Genomic DNA, 16,650 nt, shown 5'->3' on the forward strand with positions numbered 1-16,650 from the left:
GTTCCGATGAGTTGTTTTGAGTCATTGAGGCGGTTTTAAACGATCTCGCCTCGACTCGGTATGTAATAAACGAATAAATTAACTTTCTAAAGATTCTAAACGAATTCGAACGATTTCGCCATGAATCGCAGGCAGTGCTTGGATTTGCGCAAGCGCATCATCCATCACCGACTCTTTGATTGGGTCGGTCAAAATCACGATCGGAATCAAATCTTTTAAGCGGGTTTGTTGCATGATGGCATCAATGCTAATCCCTGCACGGCTTAAAATCGTGGTGATGTCAGCAAGTACGCCAGTTTCATCTTCGGCATTGACACGGATGTAATGTCCAGTAGTCATGTCCTCACGACTAAGAATCGGTAAATCGGTCAAATCTTCAAAGGCAAAATGTGGAATCGTGCCTGCGCCATCTTCGGTATAGCTAATGTCACGTACAATATCGATAATATCAGCCACCACCGCAGACGCTGTAGGCCCCGCACCCGCACCTGCACCATAATACAGCGTCGGTCCAACGGCATTAGATTGCACCAGAACTGCATTTTTCACGCCATTGACATTGGCAAGTAGTTGCTCTTCAGGAATTAAGGTTGGATGTACACGTAATTCAATGCCTGTTTCGGCACGACGTGCAATACCTAAATGCTTGATACGATAGCCGAATTCTTCTGCATATTTGACATCTTGTGCAGTGATTTTGCTGATGCCTTCGGTATAGACTTTGCTAAATTGCAGTGGCATACCAAATGCAATCGAAGCGAGCATCGCCAATTTGTGCGCAGCATCAATGCCTTCCACATCAAAGGTCGGGTCAGCTTCGGCATAACCTAATTCTTGTGCTTCTTTGAGGACATCCGCAAATGGACGACCTTTTTCACGCATTTCGGTCAGGATAAAGTTGCCTGTACCATTGATAATGCCTGCGAGCCAATCAATACGGTTGGCTGCCAAACCTTCACGGATCACTTTGATGATCGGAATACCGCCTGCAACCGCTGCTTCATAGGCGATTTGTACGTTGTTGTCATCTGCTGCTTTAAACAGCTCATTACCGTGTTCAGCAAGCAATGCTTTGTTGGCAGTGACGATATGCTTGCCGTGTTTGATCGCTTCTAACAGCACTTCTTTGGCAGGGTGAATACCGCCCATGACTTCGATCACCACATCGACATCATCTTGACGTGCGATATTGAGCAAATCTTCACTTTGCTTGATGCTTGTATCGAGATTTAAATCTGGGCGAGGACGACGTGTACCGACATGGGTGATTTGAATCTCTCGACCTGTACGGCGTTTAATTTCTGCGGCATTGATTTGTAATAATTCAAGAACGCCACCACCGACGGTACCCAAACCAAGTATAGCCAGACGAACTGGTTTCACGTCAAACTCCAATATTAGATGATAAAAATTATTTCGATCATAGCGAAAAAGCGACCTAGACTCTAGCGCTAGATCGCTCATCTTGCATTATTTTTTCGAGGTGGTTTCTTCTAAGCGTTGCAGCAGTGCATCAGGCTCAATATAACCCGCCAAATAGCGTCCATCTTCGCTGTAGATCGCAGGTGTACCGTTGACGCCGATCTTTGAACCAAGCTGATATTGTGCCATCACAGGGTTGGTACATTCAGCAGCGACCACAGGCAAGCCAGCGACCGCTGAACTAAATGCTGCTTTACGATCTTCACTACACCAAATGCTTTGCATGGTCGGGAAGAATTGCTCGCCACGAGGCCAAGCGATATAACGCACTTCGATACCTTTGCTGTTGATTTCGTCCATGTGCTCGTGCAGTTTGTGGCAGTACGGACAGCTAGAATCGGTAAAGACATAGACCACATGCTTGGTTTTGCCTTTGGCTGGATAGACGATTAGGTCTTCTTTTTTCAGTTTGGCAAATTCAGCTTTGTTATCACCTGCTTGCAAATCTTCACTGACATTATGAATTGCACTTTCACCAAGTCGAATCATGTCACCTTGAAAGATATATTTGCCATCGCTACTTGCTAATACCGCAGGGAAGCCGTCCAAAGTCACCCAAAACCAGTTTGGAATCTCGGTGGCTTTGACATTGATAATTTTGGCTTTTAAACCTGCTTTGTCAAAGTTGGCTTGCAGTGTTTTGATAAAGCGTTGCTGTGCATTACGCTCAGTCAGTGTCGATGCTTCACCAGATACAGGTGTGGTTGCGGTGATTTCATTGTTATTGCTTGAGTTCGCATCATTTTTTGAACATGCAGATACACCGAGTATGCTGCCCATCAATACTGCGCTCAGCGCAAATTTCAACAATTGCATAAATTGCCTATGTCTAAAGTCAATTTGGAATGACCGCATAATATAGCAAAAAGCAGGAACACTGCCTAGCAAATATACGATGTGCAAGTTAGAGTGGTTTCAATAGAGCACTAAAAGTAATTAAAGAAACAAACATAACTAGGTTTAAAGGAAGTACACAGTAATAATTTTTAAAAGCATAACATTTTAGACAAGGTCTTGCCGTGTATGCGCATAAGTCTGGATTAACCTTCGGTTCGACCTACTTTTCTTTCGGGAAAAGTAGGCAAAACCATTTGTCAGTCGCAAACTCGGTCATGTATTAAAATTTATCCAACGCTTTGAAAAACGTCATTTTGCTAATGTTGTCCTGACCTCGAGCAATGCGACTGACGTTCCCACGAATCAGATAATTTCTACTCATCTTATGTAAAACTCAGGTTGAATTAACCACGTGGATGATGTTGTTGATGCAGTTGTTGCATGCGCATTTGTGCCACGTGGGTATAAATCTGTGTGGTGGATAAATTGGCATGTCCAAGGAGCATCTGTACCACACGCAAATCTGCACCGTGATTGAGTAAATGTGTGGCGAAGGCATGACGCAACACGTGTGGTGAGATATCTTGCTGAATGTCGGCTTGTAAGGCATAGCGTTTGATTGCATACCAAAAGTTTTGCCGAGACATCACACCGCCATGCTGTGTAAGGAAAAGCGCATCAGTCGATTGTTTGTAGAGTTCTGGTCGTGCGCCGTGTAGATATTTTTTAATCCAATCAATGGCAATTTCGCCAAGTGGCACCAGTCGCTCTTTGTTGCCTTTGCCTTTGATACGGACAAAGCCCTGCTCTAGATTGAGCATTTGAGTTTGCAAGCCAATCAATTCACTGACACGGAGTCCGCAGGCATACAATACTTCTAACATGGCGCGATCACGAAGCCCGAGTGCGGTTGCTGTATCAGGTGCGTCAATCAGTCGTTCGACATCGATATTGGAGAGATTTTTCGGCAGAGGTCGACCTTGGCGGGGAGTTTTCTGCTGTGCTAAAGGGTCGTCTTGGCGGATGCCTGTTTCTCTTAAAAATTTAAAAAACTGGCGTAATGCTGACATGGCACGTGCAATCGAACGAGGGCTTTTGCCCTGCTCGGTAAGTTGCAGTAGCACGGTTTGGACATGGCTTTCTTGCCAGTCTGGAATCACCACGTCACTACATTTTGCACAAAGAATTAAGTCGGACAAATATGCATTACGAGTATGTACACTGCTACTGTGGCTAATCAAATAGTCACGAAAACCTTGCAAGTAACTGAATTCTTGAGGGATGCTGACAGGTGTCGGGGTGCGGACTTTTTTGGCATTCAACATAGGTAAATTTCAAAAGGAAAATATCAGCTGCAAACAAAAATCTGCATTAAGCAAAAAAATTGGGCTGAGACAACTCATTGAGATGAGATCTTGAGATAAGGCATAACGATGAAAAGACATGATGTGAAAAGACAGGTTAAGAGATCCTATCAGGAAGCGCAATATGTTTAAATCACCGCCACGATTACAGTCACTGCCACCACAATCATTACATTCACCGTAAGCGCATATTACGGGGGCGAATTCCCGAATAATTGCCTAAAAATTGAATAGCATCAAAGTGGTGCAAAAAGTTCGGCATGTCGATCAAATTAGAATGGAAAAAATTCTCATTTATATTTATAATGGCGCATTCAATTTAAATCTTCTTGAAAGGCTGCGACGGTGCGTTTATCTCAACTCAAATCCAATCAAATTGCCACCATTACTCAGGTGCATCATCATTTAGAGGCACCATCGAGCGACAGCAAAGATGCCATTGCCACACGTCTGTTGACGTTGGGCTTTGTCGCAGGTGAAAAAGTGGAAGTGTTGACCCGAGGGATTTTTGGCGGAGAGCCATTGTTGATCAAAATTGGCTTTACCCGATTTGCGCTACGCAATAATGAAGCAGAACGTATCGAAGTCGAATTGGTCTAAGGAACACCAGCATGAGCGAACAAACCATGAATGACATGCTACGTGTTGCCTTGGTCGGCAATCCAAACTGTGGCAAAACCTCACTGTTTAACCAACTGACAGGCACACGGCAAAAAGTCGCCAACTACGCAGGCGTCACCGTTGAGCGTAAAGAGGGGCATTTCAGCCTGCCTTCTGGGCGGGGCGTGCGGGTGCTTGATTTGCCAGGGGCTTATACGCTCGATTCCGCCAGTCCTGATGAAGCGATTACCCGAGATGTCTGTCAGGGCGTGCTGAAAAGTGAAGCCCATCAAGATGCGTTATTGTGTGTGATTGATGCGACTAATTTAAAATTACATTTTCATCTTTTACTTGAAATCGTGGCACTGAAACGTCCGATGCTGATCGTACTCAATATGATGGATGAAGCACGTCGCCGTGGCATGCAAGTCAATGCACAAGCCTTGTCAGATACGCTTGGTGTCACCGTGGTCGAGACTGTTGCGGTGCGTGCGGGTGGCGTGCAAAACCTGTTAAATTCTTTGGATAAGCAAGAATTTAAAGTCCCAAGCTACGAGGTACAATCGAGTATTCCTGTATCGATTAATGAGCTCATCGCAGTGACCGTGACCTCGGCAGTGCAAGAAGATAGCCGTACCACATTCTTAGACAAATTATTTTTACATCCTGTGCTTGGTTTGCTCAGTCTGGCGGTATTGATGTTTGTGGTGTTTCAAGCGGTATTTGCGTGGGCAGCACCATTTATGGATGCGATTGAAACTTTTTTTGGCTGGTTGGGTGAAGTCATTGGTGCAAATATTTCTCAGCCATTATTACAGAGTTTGGTGGTTGACGGCATCATCGGCGGTGCAGGTGGCGTGGTGGTGTTCTTGCCACAGATTTTGATTTTATTCTTCTTTATTTTGATCTTAGAAGAATCGGGCTATTTGCCACGTGCCGCATTTCTATTAGATAAATTGATGTTTAAAGCAGGGCTGAGTGGTCGTGCGTTTATTCCGTTGTTGTCGAGTTTTGCTTGTGCGATTCCTGGGATTATGGCGACACGAACCATTAGTGATCCACGAGATCGGTTTACCACGATTTTGGTGGCACCGCTGATGACCTGTTCAGCACGTTTGCCTGTTTATGCTTTGTTAATTGCTGCCTTTATTCCACAGCAGATGGTGGCAGGGATTTTTAACTTACAAGGTCTGGTGCTGTTTGCGCTGTATATGGCGGGTATCGTCAGTGCCTTGATCGTCAGTTATATCGTCAAATTATTCCGTCGTGATCGTTCTGAGCATGCGCTGATTATGGAACTGCCAAGCTATCGTATTCCAGATTGGAAAAATATCCTGATCGGTGTCTATGAGCGTGGCATGTTCTTCTTAAAGCGTGTCGGTGGCATTATCTTTGCGCTGTCGATATTGCTGTGGTTCTTATGTACATTTCCGCAACCGCCTGCCGATGCGACCATGCCTGCGATTGATTATAGTTTTGCGGGGATGCTTGGACATTGGATGCAACCGTTCTTTGCGCCGATTGGTTTTAATTGGCAGATTTGTATTGCCTTGATTCCTGCGATGGCGGCACGTGAGGTTGCAGTGGCGGCACTGGGCACAGTGTACGCATTGTCGGGCAGTGAAGATGCACAGGCGGAGAGTTTGGCACAGTTGATTAGTGCGGATGGCTCAGGTTGGTCGTTGGCAACGGGATTGGCGTTGCTAGCGTGGTTCGTCTATGCACCACATTGTCTAGCGACCTTAGCAACGGTACGTCGTGAAACAGGCTCATGGCGCAATGTGGCGGTCATGACGGTGTATTTATTCGGCTTGGCATATTTGATGTCGTTCTTTGTTTATCAAATCGCCGTGCGTGTTTTTAATTTTGGTTAATTGGAAGTGAAAACTTTCACAGTACGATTTACCTAAATCCTGTTTGGAAAAAGGCAAGGGAGAAAAATCATGATTGAGATGCTGATTATTACGCTACTGGTGTTATGGAGTGTGTTGGTCGTATTTAAAAAAGTTTTTCCAAGTACGGCAAAAAATACATTTTCTACATTGTCCAATATGTGTCAAAAACAAGGTTGGTCTACCTTGGCAAAATGGCTTGCACCCAAAGCGCCCGTTGGCTGTGGTGGCGGGTGTGGTTGTGATACCGAGAACGATCCAAGTGATGGGAAATCAGCCCAAAAAATTGAAATCCAAACGGTAAAATGGAAGTAGTTTTTGCAAATCAGTGAAAAAAGCACAGATTAGTTTTGCACATTTCCTAATCTTGTTTACAATCTAGGCAGTATACTTTTTTCACATATTGCGAATCTTTGCGCTGAATTTCACCGACGATATGAAAAATTTGACATGAAAAAACTGCCACTGATCTTGATCATGATGAGTTTGTTCATATTCCAAAGTGCTTGGAATGTGGCGGCAGCGTTTTGTCAGCATGAAAGTGTCGATTTGTCACAAGTTCATAAAACGCATTTTGGGCATCATCAAGTCTTAGAGAAATGTCTAAGTCATACAGATCAAAGCCATTCGCATGATGAAGTCAAGTCGAGCAATGATACGCAAAACAAGTTCAGTGAAAATCAGCTCAATGAAAATCAGCTGAACCTTTCCCAAGATCATCACGATCACTTGCCGTCGATGAATCATATTTTGATGCAAGATGCTCAGCCAGACATTGTGCAATCCACTACTTTTCACGTCGATCGTGAACCGCATTTTTTCTGGAATAATCTATATCAATCGCCTGATCTCGGGGCGATCACGCCACCACCGCTGTCTTCCCCGCTATAGGTGGGGTAGCCAAAACATTCCCACCACGATGTTTTTAACCAAGTTAAAAGCAGTTTCGTTTAAAAATAGTGGGAATCCCAGTGAAAAATTTAACTATTCAAAATCAGGCGTATGCGCCAAAATTCGATGCTTTGCGAGCCGATGCTTTCAAGGCATTGTGCTTAGCGATGGGTGTTGCTTTTACATCCAACACATTTGCAGACACATCAAGTGGAAAAATAGCGAGTCATACGGCAAATCAAACAGCGTATCAAGCCGTTCAAACGTCAATTTCCAATCAAAATGCACAGACTCATAGTCTGAGTCAGGCAATAGATCAAACACTACAATATCAGTTGCAAACAGGGTTATGGCAAACACAGCAACAGATTGGTCAAGCCAATCTTGCACAGAGCCAACTGTGGCAAAATCCAAGTTTAAGCATTGAACAAACGGGTTTTGCTAATGATCAAGAACGTGAACTGAGTATTGGTATTGCACAGCCTTTAGATATATTTGGCGTGCGTCAGGCAAGACGTGATCTTGCCAAACTGTCCAATGCGCAAATCGAACTGAATGAAAAGATCTATCGTGCCAAACTGGAATTGATCGTCAGTCATCTTTGGTCAGAAACGGTGATTGCCGAATTAGAACATCAGCTGATCGAGCAACAACTTGCAACGAGTCAGCACATCTTAGATGCCACACAAAAACGCTACCAAGCAGGTGCAATTGCACAAGTCGATGTCGATCGCATCAAAATGAATGTGCTGTCTGATGCACGTCTAGCGGTGCAAGTCACACAGCAGTTGCAGGCAGCCAAGCAGAATTTATCCACACTTTGGGGGGAGCGATCTTTAACTCAAAATACCATGAATGCTTCTGCATTAGCCGTGGAAAATATCTTCCCAAAATGGTCGAAAGATCAAGTCTTAGCACAGTCGAAAAACAATTGGCTGATGCAAAATCTGCAACTACAAAGCAAGCAAAGCTATGCCGAGCTTGCAATGCTCAAGTCAGCGGCTCGTCCTCAGCCGACTTTGCTATTGGGTATGACCCAAAACAAATCGCCTGAGCAAGAGAGCAATACTCGACTCAACGTCGGCGTGGAAATTCCGCTGAATATATTTAATCGTAATCAGTATAAGTCAGCGATGGTGCAGGCAAAACAATCTAGCCTTGCACAGCAACAGCGTTATCAGCTTGAGCAAGCCGAATTGAAATTACAGACTTTGCTTGATCAACTTGATGGGCTTTCTAAACAATTTCAGCAGGTCGATCAAGTACAAGTGCCTTTGGCAGAGCAAGTGCAACAGAAAGTCATGCTTGGATTTCGAGCAGGAAAATTCTCCGTGACTGATGTACAGCAAGCCACGCAACAACTGCAACAAACACGCTTGCAAAAGATCGAACTACTGCGTCAAGCATGGCAGCGCTATATTGAACTACAAAGTATCAGCCAAGGTTTTGCGCTAGAAGAAATCACACAAGCGGATGCGATGTACACGATGAATCAAACCTTTTGGCAAGCGATTCAAAATAATGAAGGCATTGGGGCGGGAGAATAACAATGGATATTCAAATGAAAAATTTAAACATGACAGCAAAAACATCGCAGTTTGGCAAAGCCTCTCAAGCGCTACTCATTGTATTGGTGATCGGCTTAACCGTGGCTGCGATTAGCGCATTCTTGTTATTTTCAAAACCTGACACCGCCTCAGAAGACAGTCACGGTCAAGGTGCAGAAGAGGCGCATGCGGAAGAAGGGCATTCTGAGGGTGAAAATTCAGAAGACAGCCATGCAGAAGATAGCCATTCAGACGAGAATCATGCTGAGGAATCAGCTACAGAAGCAGGACATACTGAAGGTGCAATTGAGCTCACGACCGAACAACTGAAACAGCAAGGCGTAAGCATTGCAAAAACAAGTCTAGGTATGGTGAGTCAAACCACAGCAGTGCCTGCAATGCTCGTTGCCAATACCGATCAGCAAGCACATGTTTCTTCGATGTTTTCAGGGCGTGTCGAGTCGGTATCTGCCAATCTTGGACAACGTGTGAGCAAAGGTCAGCGTTTAGCCACGATTGTGTCGCCTGATTTGGTTGGGCAACAGTCCAATGTACAACTGGCACAAAGCAATCTACAACTCGCTCAACAAGAGTACAACCGTGAAAAACAACTGTGGTCGCAAGGTGTATCTGCAAAGCAAGACTATCAACGTGCCGAAAATGCCTATCGTAAAGCGCAGATCGAGTTAAAAGTCGCACAAAGTCAAATACAGGCGTTGGGTGGTGCAAAAAGCTCGAATGGTCGCTATACCTTGACTGCACCAATGTCAGGGGTGATCTCGAATAAAGACATTATGGTTGGTGAGTATGTACAACTTGCAGATCAACTCTACGTGATTGATGAGCTGAGTCAGCTTTGGCTTGAGTTTGTTTTACCATCACAGCAGAATATTCAACTTGCGCCAAATCAGCAGATTGAATTTACTGCATTACAAAATGGTCAGACGTATCAAGCTCGGATTCAAACACTTGCCAGTCAAGCCGATCAAGCGACAGGTCGCTTACAAGTTCGTGCGGTGGTGTTGTCCAAAGATATGGCACTGCGTCCAAATCTGAAAGTCAGTGTGAATCTGCCGACGTCATCGAGCAAACAAGTGCTACGTGTACAGAAGCAAGCGGTGCAACAGATTGATGGTAAAAATGTGGTGTTTGTAGCGACACAGCATGGGGATAATGTGGAATTTTATCCACAAGAGATAGACTTAGGGAGCTTATCTACAGTACAGCAGTCAAGCGATCAACAATGGGTTGAAGTCCGTAAAGGATTAACAGCAAATCAAAGCTATGCCAGTCAAGGTAGCTTCTTGCTGAAATCTGAATTGGAAAAAGGAGAGGCGGCACATGGACACTAATCCTAATTCCGAAAATAAAACTGCCAATGACGATCATTTACCTGTAGACGGTTGGTTTGATCGGCTGATTCAATTTTCCATCAATAATGCCATTTGGGTAATGCTCTTTATCGTAGTGTGGATCGTGGTCGGGGTATGGAGTTATCAAAAACTCCCGATCGATGCTGTACCTGACATTACCAATACCCAAGTGCAGGTTAATAGCCAAGCCAATGGCTTTACGGCATTGGAGATGGAGCAACGGGTCACCTATCCGATCGAAACCGCAATGGCAGGTATGCCAAAGCTCGAATATACACGCTCAATCTCACGTTATGGCTTGTCGCAAGTCACCATTGTCTTTGAAGACGGTACGGATATTTATTGGGCAAGACAGCAGATCAACCAACGGCTACAAGAGGCGCAAGGCGATTTGCCTGAGCAAGTCGAAACCAAAATGTCACCGATCTCCACAGGATTGGGTGAGATTTATCAATGGGTACTGCTTGCAGAGCCGAATGCGAAAAAAGAGGATGGCACACCTTACACGGCGATGGATTTACGAGAGTTGCAAGATTGGGTGGTACGTCCACAGCTACAACGTGTTGAAGGTGTGGCGGAGATCAACAGCATCGGTGGTTTTAACAAGACCTACGTAGTGTCACCTGATTTTAATACCATGCAACAACTGCAAATCAGTCTTGCCGATTTGCAAACTGCGTTGTCAGACAATAATGAAAATCGTGGTGCAGGTTTTATTGAAGAAAATGGTCAGCAAATCACCGTGCGTGTACCGGGTGTATTGGGCTCGGTCGAGGATATTGCCAATGTGGTGGTGAGTGAGCGTTCGGGTGTGCCGATTCGAGTAGCTGATATTGCTTCGGTGTCGATCGGTCATGATCTGCGTACAGGTGCTGCAACCTACAACGGTGAAGAAACCGTGTTGGGTGTGGCAATGATGATGATGGGCGAAAATAGCCGTAGCGTCGCCATTGATCTCGATCAAAAAGTCAAGGAAATTCAGCAGTCTTTACCCAAAGGCGTGAAGATCGAAACGGTCTATAACCGTACCACACTGGTGGAAAAAGCCATTGCAACGGTGCAGAAAAACCTTGTCGAAGGGGCGATCTTAGTCATCGTCATTTTGCTTATTTTCCTTGGGAATTTCCGTGCAGCATTAATTACCGCCTGCGTGATTCCACTGTCGATGCTATTTACCTTAACAGGCATGGCAGAGCAAAAAGTCAGTGCCAACTTAATGAGTTTGGGGGCACTGGATTTCGGGATTATCGTCGATGGTGCGGTGGTGATCGTGGAAAACTGTATCCGACGACTTGCTGAACAGCAAAAGCATCTCGGCAGAATTCTGACACGGCAAGAGCGCTTTAAAGAAGTCTTCCTCGCTGCCAAGCAAGCTCGCCGTCCATTGATCTTTGGTCAAACCATTATCATGGTGGTGTATTTGCCGATCTTCGCCTTGACTGGTGTCGAAGCCAAACTGTTCCACCCAATGGCATTTACCGTAGTGCTTGCCTTATTGGGTGCGATGATTCTTTCCGTGACTTTTGTCCCTGCAGCGGTGGCGTTATTCGTCAAAGGTGAAGTGAAGGAAAAAGAAAGTCGTTGGATGGCGTGGTTGAAACAGCGTTATCTCGCTGTTTTGGATTGGGCGTATCAGTTTAAATATTTTGTCGTGGCAACGGTGAGCTGTGTACTGGTTTTTACCGCAGTGCTATTTAGCCAAATGGGTAGTGAGTTTGCACCGCAGTTGCAAGAGGGCGACTTTGCAGTACAACAATTGCGTGCGCCAAGTACAGGATTAGATCAGTCCTTGATCATGCAGGAAAATACTGAAAAGTTGCTCCTGAAAGAATTTCCTGAAATCAAAGCGGTGTTCTCTCGTACAGGGACGGCAGAAGTTGCCACCGATGTCATGCCACCGAATATTTCCGATGGTTTTATTATCCTTAAGCCAAAGTCTGAATGGGAAAATTCGAAACAAAGCCTCGATGATTTACGCAATCGCATGCAGGCTTTCCTTGCCACTTTGCCGGGAAATAATAGTGAATTTTCACAACCAATCGAGCTGCGTTTTAATGAGTTAATCTCAGGTGTGCGTAGTGATATCGGGGTCAAATTGTTTGGCGATGATATGGAAGTGCTTGGTGCAGAGGCAGAGAAAATCGCTGATAAAATCAAGCAAATCTCAGGTGCATCAGCGGTCAATGTTGAGCAAACATCGGGTTTACCACTACTCAATGTGGCAGTGAATCGTGATCTCGCAGGGCAATATGGACTGTCCAGTCGTGATATTCAAGACATCGTATCGGCAAGTATTGGCGGTGAAAATGTCGGGCAAATGCTGCAAGGCGATCGCCGTTTTGACCTCGTGGTGCGTCTTGATGATGCACAGCGTACTGTGGCGCAATTGGCGCAACTACCGATTGCATTGCCAAATGGTGGTTTGATCCAACTGCAAGATGTGGCAGAAGTTGAAAACATCATGGGTATCAATCAAGTCAGCCGTGAAAATGGTAAGCGTCGCATCGTGGTGACTGCCAATGTCGAAGGGCGTGATCTCGGTTCCTTCGTGGCGGAGATTCAAAGCACCTTATCCAAACAAGAACTTCCTGCGGGTTATTGGCTTGAATATGGCGGTCAATTTGAAAATCTCGCTTCGGCAAAAGCTCGCATGCAGATCGTGATTCCACTGGCATTGATCATGATCTTTGTCCTGCTCATGGCGGTATTCTCCAATGTCAAACAAAGTCTATTGGTCTTCATGGGTGTGCCTTTTGCCTTGACTGGTGGTGTGGTGGCGCTGTGGCTTCGTGATATTCCACTGTCCATGTCGGCAGGTGTTGGCTTTATCGCCTTGTCAGGTGTGGCGGTGCTCAACGGCTTGGTGATGCTGAGCTTTATGCGGGAGCTACGAGAGCAAGGCATGTCGATCGTTGAGGCGACGTGGCAAGGGGCAATCCTGCGCTTACGTCCTGTGTTGATGACGGCGTGTGTGGCATCGTTTGGTTTTATTCCGATGGCGATTGCCACAGGGACAGGTGCGGAAGTACAGCGACCATTGGCAACGGTGGTGATCGGTGGGATTATTTCTTCGACCTTGCTGACTTTGGTGGTGTTGCCTGTGTTCTATCGGTGGATGAATAGCAAGGTGGAACAGTCGGTGACCGCAAAAACCTAAACGGCTTCTCACACAATTTAAATAAAATAAACCTCACAGATTCAGATTGGGTCTGTGGGCATTAAAAAAGCCCAATATTTGGGCTTTAGATTGTTGGTCGCTAGTTGCGAACCTAGCTTGTGGTTCTTTGATGACACTTTTCGGATTTCATCTGCAAGACGTATCAAAGTGTTGCTTCGTCTTGCTGTCATTCAGCACTTCTAAACAAATGTGTTGTACTCAACTCGCTGACACTTACCAGTTTGAACTCACTGTGCTTACTATGCTTTCGCATAACCTCATGATGATCCGTATCGCCTACGGTATGACCAACCCAATCAGCATAACACAGCCGAAAGCGAATTTCATCGAATAAAGAGGCGCTGAGTTTTAATCCACCGTTTGCAATGTTTTAATAATTTGACAGTTGGCAATACTGCTTTCATTTTGGCAGGACTGTCGTAGGGTTTTGAGCTGTTTTTCAAAAGATTGTAAGGTTTTGATTTTGGCTTTCACCTCTATCAAGTGTTGATCAATGATGTCGTTTACTTGATGACAGTTTTGCTCGGGATGCTCCAAAAGCGCATGTAAAGTTTGGATTTCTTGAATGGAAATATCCAAAGCCCGACAATGCTTGATAAACATGACTTTTTCCAAAGTGCGCGCATCATAATAGCGGTAATTATTGTCGGCACGTAAGGTCGGCTGAATCAGATTTTTCTTTTCATAAAAGCGAATGCTATCCGTTGATAAGCCTGTTTTTTCCGCCAATTCTTTGATTTGTAACAGCATCACCAAATCTCCTAAACTTTTACATCACATGTCAGAACCTCTTGACCTTGGAGTTACTCTAAGCTTTTTAATAGAGATATTCAATGAATGGTGCGTATGACAATGGCATGTAATTGTTCTCCTGTACAACAGAAAACACTCAGTCCAAAGTTTAAAAAAGCGCTGTGGATTGCGCTGATCATCAACCTTGCCATGTTTTTGATTGAGGTGTTTGGCGGGATGTATGCCAATTCTTCAGCATTGTGGGCGGATGCGTTGGATTTCGCTGGTGATAGTATGAATTATGCGATTTCGCTGGCGGTGATCGGGATGAGTTTGTATTGGCGGGCGACTGTGGCACTGCTCAAGGGCTGGACGATGTTGCTATTCGGAATTTTTGTCCTCGTTAAAGCAGGCTACGCCTATAGTCAAGGCATTGTTCCTGAAGCGATTACCATGGGGACGATTGGCGTGGCTGCATTGGTTGCCAATGTGGTTGTGGCGCTGATTTTATACGCCTTTCGAGAGGGTGATTCGAATATGCAATCGGTGTGGCTATGTAGCCGTAATGATGCGATTGGAAATATCGCAGTGATCTTTGCAGCCTTTGGGGTATTTGGTACAGGCAGCATGTATCCCGATTTGATTGTTGCGCTGATCATGGCAGGGCTCGGCATTAGCTCAGGATATACCGTAATTACAAATGCCAGTGCAGAACGCCGTCAGTCAAAACTGCTCAACAGTTGCGAAAAGGCTTAATTCCAATAGTTATTTTGAAAAAAACGATTAAAATAATACTGTGATCAATCGGTGATGGGATGAACTTGTCACCTCTCGCCACTGCGTAGAGTCATCGATTAGATTAATTTAACCGAGTATTGAGCTGACACAAATAGCGCAAGCAGTGTAAATAATTGTAGGTAAAGCTGGCGGAAACAATTCTTTTTATTGTATTTTATGGCTAACGGTAAATACCCTTTTATCGCCATATGACTTTTGGGTCGTTCTGCATCAAAAGCACACCCTTTGGATGGAACCAGATTTTTTTATGAACATTCTTATCGTTGATGATCATCCGTTATTTCGACATGCTTTGATCCAAGCAGTACGATACAGCCTGCCACAAGCCGTCATCAGTGAAACCGCTTCGGTTGCCGAGCTTTACCAACGCTTAGAAACTGGCACTGAACCAGATTTGGTGTTACTCGATTTACATTTGCCAGGGGCATCAGGGTTTTCGGCATTGGTGCACGTGCGTTCGCAGTTTCCAACCATTCCGATTATCGTCGTATCGGCACATGAAGAAGCCAATATTATCCAGCGTTCGATTGCGCATGGGGCGATGGGCTATATTCCAAAATCTGCACCGCCAGCACATATCGGTGAAGCGATCAAAGCCGTTTTAGAAGGTGATCTTTGGTTGCCACCAAATTTATCACAACATGGTAATGATCCACGTGCTGCCAGTGAAACAGAGCTTGCAGACAAGATTCAATCACTGACCCCACAGCAGTTCCGTGTGTTGATGATGGTGGCAGAAGGGTTGCTGAATAAACAAATCGCTTATGAGCTGGATGTGTCTGAGGCGACCATTAAGGCGCATGTCACGGCGATCTTCCGCAAGCTCGGCGTACAAAACCGCACCCAAGCGGTATTGGCAATCAGCGCGCTGAATATCGAAGAACCACGCTTTTAATTCAATGACTTAACATCAAAGATTGAACGATTTATTTTCATTGCTGTACAAAAAACGCTGAGCAAATTACTCAGCGTTTTATTTTTAGTGTGGTGTTTGCAGATTCAGACGAAAAGAATCAAACCCAAACAATTTAAACCCAAACAAATTAAACGAGGTAGTCTTGTTTTGCACGTTGATCTGCGCAGTTCAGCGGGTTCATTGCACATTCAAGTTCTTCGATTTGCGCTTCGGTGACTAGCCCTTTTTCAATGAAGAATTGTGCCACTTGCTCGTCTTGCATACTCAGGAACACAGGGTCATAGACACCAAGCTGACTAAACAACAATGCAGTGTCTAAGCAGTTGAAGCGATCCAAATAGACGCTGTCTTCATAAATCAAGAATAAGTGTTCATTTTTAGATTCACTATCCACCCGTAGCGCCTTGGCAAGGGTATCAGGTTTGGTTTTGATCCATAGCAGGTCTGACAATTCATCGAATTGCACCAGATCGATGCTGAGTTGACCAGTTTTGACCAGACCGAGCCAGACTTTGAACACCAGTACCGCACCGCCACGAAGGAGCATGCTCCAGATTTGATGGCGGGTATCGTGGTCTAGATCGTCGGCTGCATGGCTTAAGATCTCAACAAAGCGTTGTTCTTGCTGTGCCAGTTGGTCGAATAATCCCAAACCTTGTGGATGAAAGGCTGCTGGGGCAAATACATCAAAGTTGAGGCGTTTAAACACCGTCAGCGCCAATGGAATTGCACTTTGATAGATGGTATCGAGTGCAGTGATTTGCGCAGGGGTGAGTTTTTGCTGTGCAGACAGGCTTTGCCAGTCGATATTTGGTAACAGTGCATTTTCAGCATATTGGCGTTGTAGGCTTTGCATCGCTTCTGGATGCGGATTGGAGTTGATGTGCATTATGTTGTTCCTTCTCTAGCGGGATAATCTTGTTGTAATGATTGTTGTATTTGCAAAAAGTCAATAATATTAGACTAAAGTATAGTTTGGTCATAAATTTTAAAATTAAGTGTTTTAAATCAATAAATTAATTTAATTGTAAGAAAGTGTA

Annotated in this window: 14 protein-coding genes; 9 read left to right on the forward strand and 5 right to left on the reverse strand. The window is 44.9% G+C overall.

The window, feature by feature from the left end:
- Nucleotides 1–78: 78 nt before the first annotated feature.
- The 3 genes from BLQ60_RS03705 to xerD form a co-directional block, all read right to left on the reverse strand.
- Nucleotides 79–1,383, reverse strand: coding sequence for a homoserine dehydrogenase (locus tag BLQ60_RS03705; protein WP_092616273.1), 1,305 nt, complete (start codon nucleotides 1,381–1,383; stop codon nucleotides 79–81).
- 87 nt (nucleotides 1,384–1,470) lie between these two features.
- A complete protein-coding gene (locus BLQ60_RS03710) occupies nucleotides 1,471–2,298 on the reverse strand; it encodes a DsbC family protein (RefSeq protein ID WP_092616276.1) in 828 nt (275 codons plus the stop codon).
- Between the two features lie 425 nt (nucleotides 2,299–2,723).
- Nucleotides 2,724–3,644, reverse strand: a complete 921-nt coding sequence (gene xerD / locus BLQ60_RS03715) for a site-specific tyrosine recombinase XerD (protein ID WP_092616279.1) — start codon at nucleotides 3,642–3,644, stop codon at nucleotides 2,724–2,726.
- 384 nt (nucleotides 3,645–4,028) lie between these two features.
- Here xerD and BLQ60_RS03720 point away from each other — a divergent pair, with 384 nt between their 5' ends.
- From BLQ60_RS03720 to BLQ60_RS03750, 7 genes are all read left to right on the forward strand, one after another.
- A complete protein-coding gene (locus BLQ60_RS03720; protein WP_092616282.1) occupies nucleotides 4,029–4,283 on the forward strand; it encodes a FeoA family protein in 255 nt (84 codons plus the stop codon).
- 26 nt (nucleotides 4,284–4,309) lie between these two features.
- Nucleotides 4,310–6,157 (forward strand): ferrous iron transporter B, encoded by a 1,848-nt coding sequence (feoB, locus tag BLQ60_RS03725; protein ID WP_092617357.1) that lies wholly within the window; start codon nucleotides 4,310–4,312, stop codon nucleotides 6,155–6,157.
- A 69-nt stretch (nucleotides 6,158–6,226) separates the two neighbouring features.
- Nucleotides 6,227–6,490, forward strand: a complete 264-nt coding sequence (locus BLQ60_RS03730) for a DUF6587 family protein (RefSeq protein ID WP_092616285.1) — start codon at nucleotides 6,227–6,229, stop codon at nucleotides 6,488–6,490.
- Nucleotides 6,491–6,625: 135 nt separating this feature from the next.
- A complete protein-coding gene (locus BLQ60_RS03735) occupies nucleotides 6,626–7,066 on the forward strand; it encodes a cation efflux protein, CzcI-like (protein ID WP_092616288.1) in 441 nt (146 codons plus the stop codon).
- Between the two features lie 80 nt (nucleotides 7,067–7,146).
- Complete coding sequence (locus BLQ60_RS03740; RefSeq protein ID WP_213030459.1) at nucleotides 7,147–8,613, forward strand: TolC family protein; 1,467 nt, start codon at nucleotides 7,147–7,149, stop codon at nucleotides 8,611–8,613.
- A 14-nt stretch (nucleotides 8,614–8,627) separates the two neighbouring features.
- Nucleotides 8,628–9,965 carry an efflux RND transporter periplasmic adaptor subunit gene (locus tag BLQ60_RS03745; RefSeq protein WP_092617363.1) on the forward strand — a complete coding sequence of 446 codons (1,338 nt, stop codon included), beginning with the start codon at nucleotides 8,628–8,630 and terminating at the stop codon, nucleotides 9,963–9,965.
- Entirely contained in the window at nucleotides 9,955–13,143 is a 3,189-nt protein-coding gene (locus BLQ60_RS03750; RefSeq protein WP_092616291.1) for an efflux RND transporter permease subunit, read from the forward strand. Before BLQ60_RS03745 ends, BLQ60_RS03750 begins: the two co-directional genes overlap by 11 nt.
- A gap of 369 nt (nucleotides 13,144–13,512) precedes the next feature.
- Here BLQ60_RS03750 and BLQ60_RS03755 read toward each other — a convergent pair whose 3' ends face one another.
- The gene (locus tag BLQ60_RS03755; protein ID WP_171259044.1) at nucleotides 13,513–13,917 is read right to left on the reverse strand and encodes a MerR family transcriptional regulator; all 405 of its coding nucleotides are present in this window, start codon (nucleotides 13,915–13,917) and stop codon (nucleotides 13,513–13,515) included.
- Nucleotides 13,918–14,016: 99 nt separating this feature from the next.
- On the opposite strand from BLQ60_RS03755, the gene BLQ60_RS03760 reads away from it, so the two are divergent.
- On the forward strand, nucleotides 14,017–14,652 hold the full coding sequence (locus tag BLQ60_RS03760; RefSeq protein ID WP_092617366.1) for a cation efflux transmembrane domain-containing protein: 636 nt from the start codon (nucleotides 14,017–14,019) through the stop codon (nucleotides 14,650–14,652).
- A 289-nt stretch (nucleotides 14,653–14,941) separates the two neighbouring features.
- The gene (locus BLQ60_RS03765; RefSeq protein ID WP_092616297.1) at nucleotides 14,942–15,589 is read left to right on the forward strand and encodes a response regulator transcription factor; all 648 of its coding nucleotides are present in this window, start codon (nucleotides 14,942–14,944) and stop codon (nucleotides 15,587–15,589) included.
- Between the two features lie 148 nt (nucleotides 15,590–15,737).
- On the opposite strand, the gene BLQ60_RS03770 is transcribed toward BLQ60_RS03765, so the two are convergent.
- Entirely contained in the window at nucleotides 15,738–16,499 is a 762-nt protein-coding gene (locus tag BLQ60_RS03770; RefSeq protein ID WP_092616300.1) for a hypothetical protein, read from the reverse strand.
- Between the last annotated feature and the right edge of the window lie 151 nt (nucleotides 16,500–16,650).

Origin of the sequence: Acinetobacter marinus (genome assembly GCF_900096915.1) — a bacterium.
Lineage (GTDB): Bacteria > Pseudomonadota > Gammaproteobacteria > Pseudomonadales > Moraxellaceae > Acinetobacter > Acinetobacter marinus.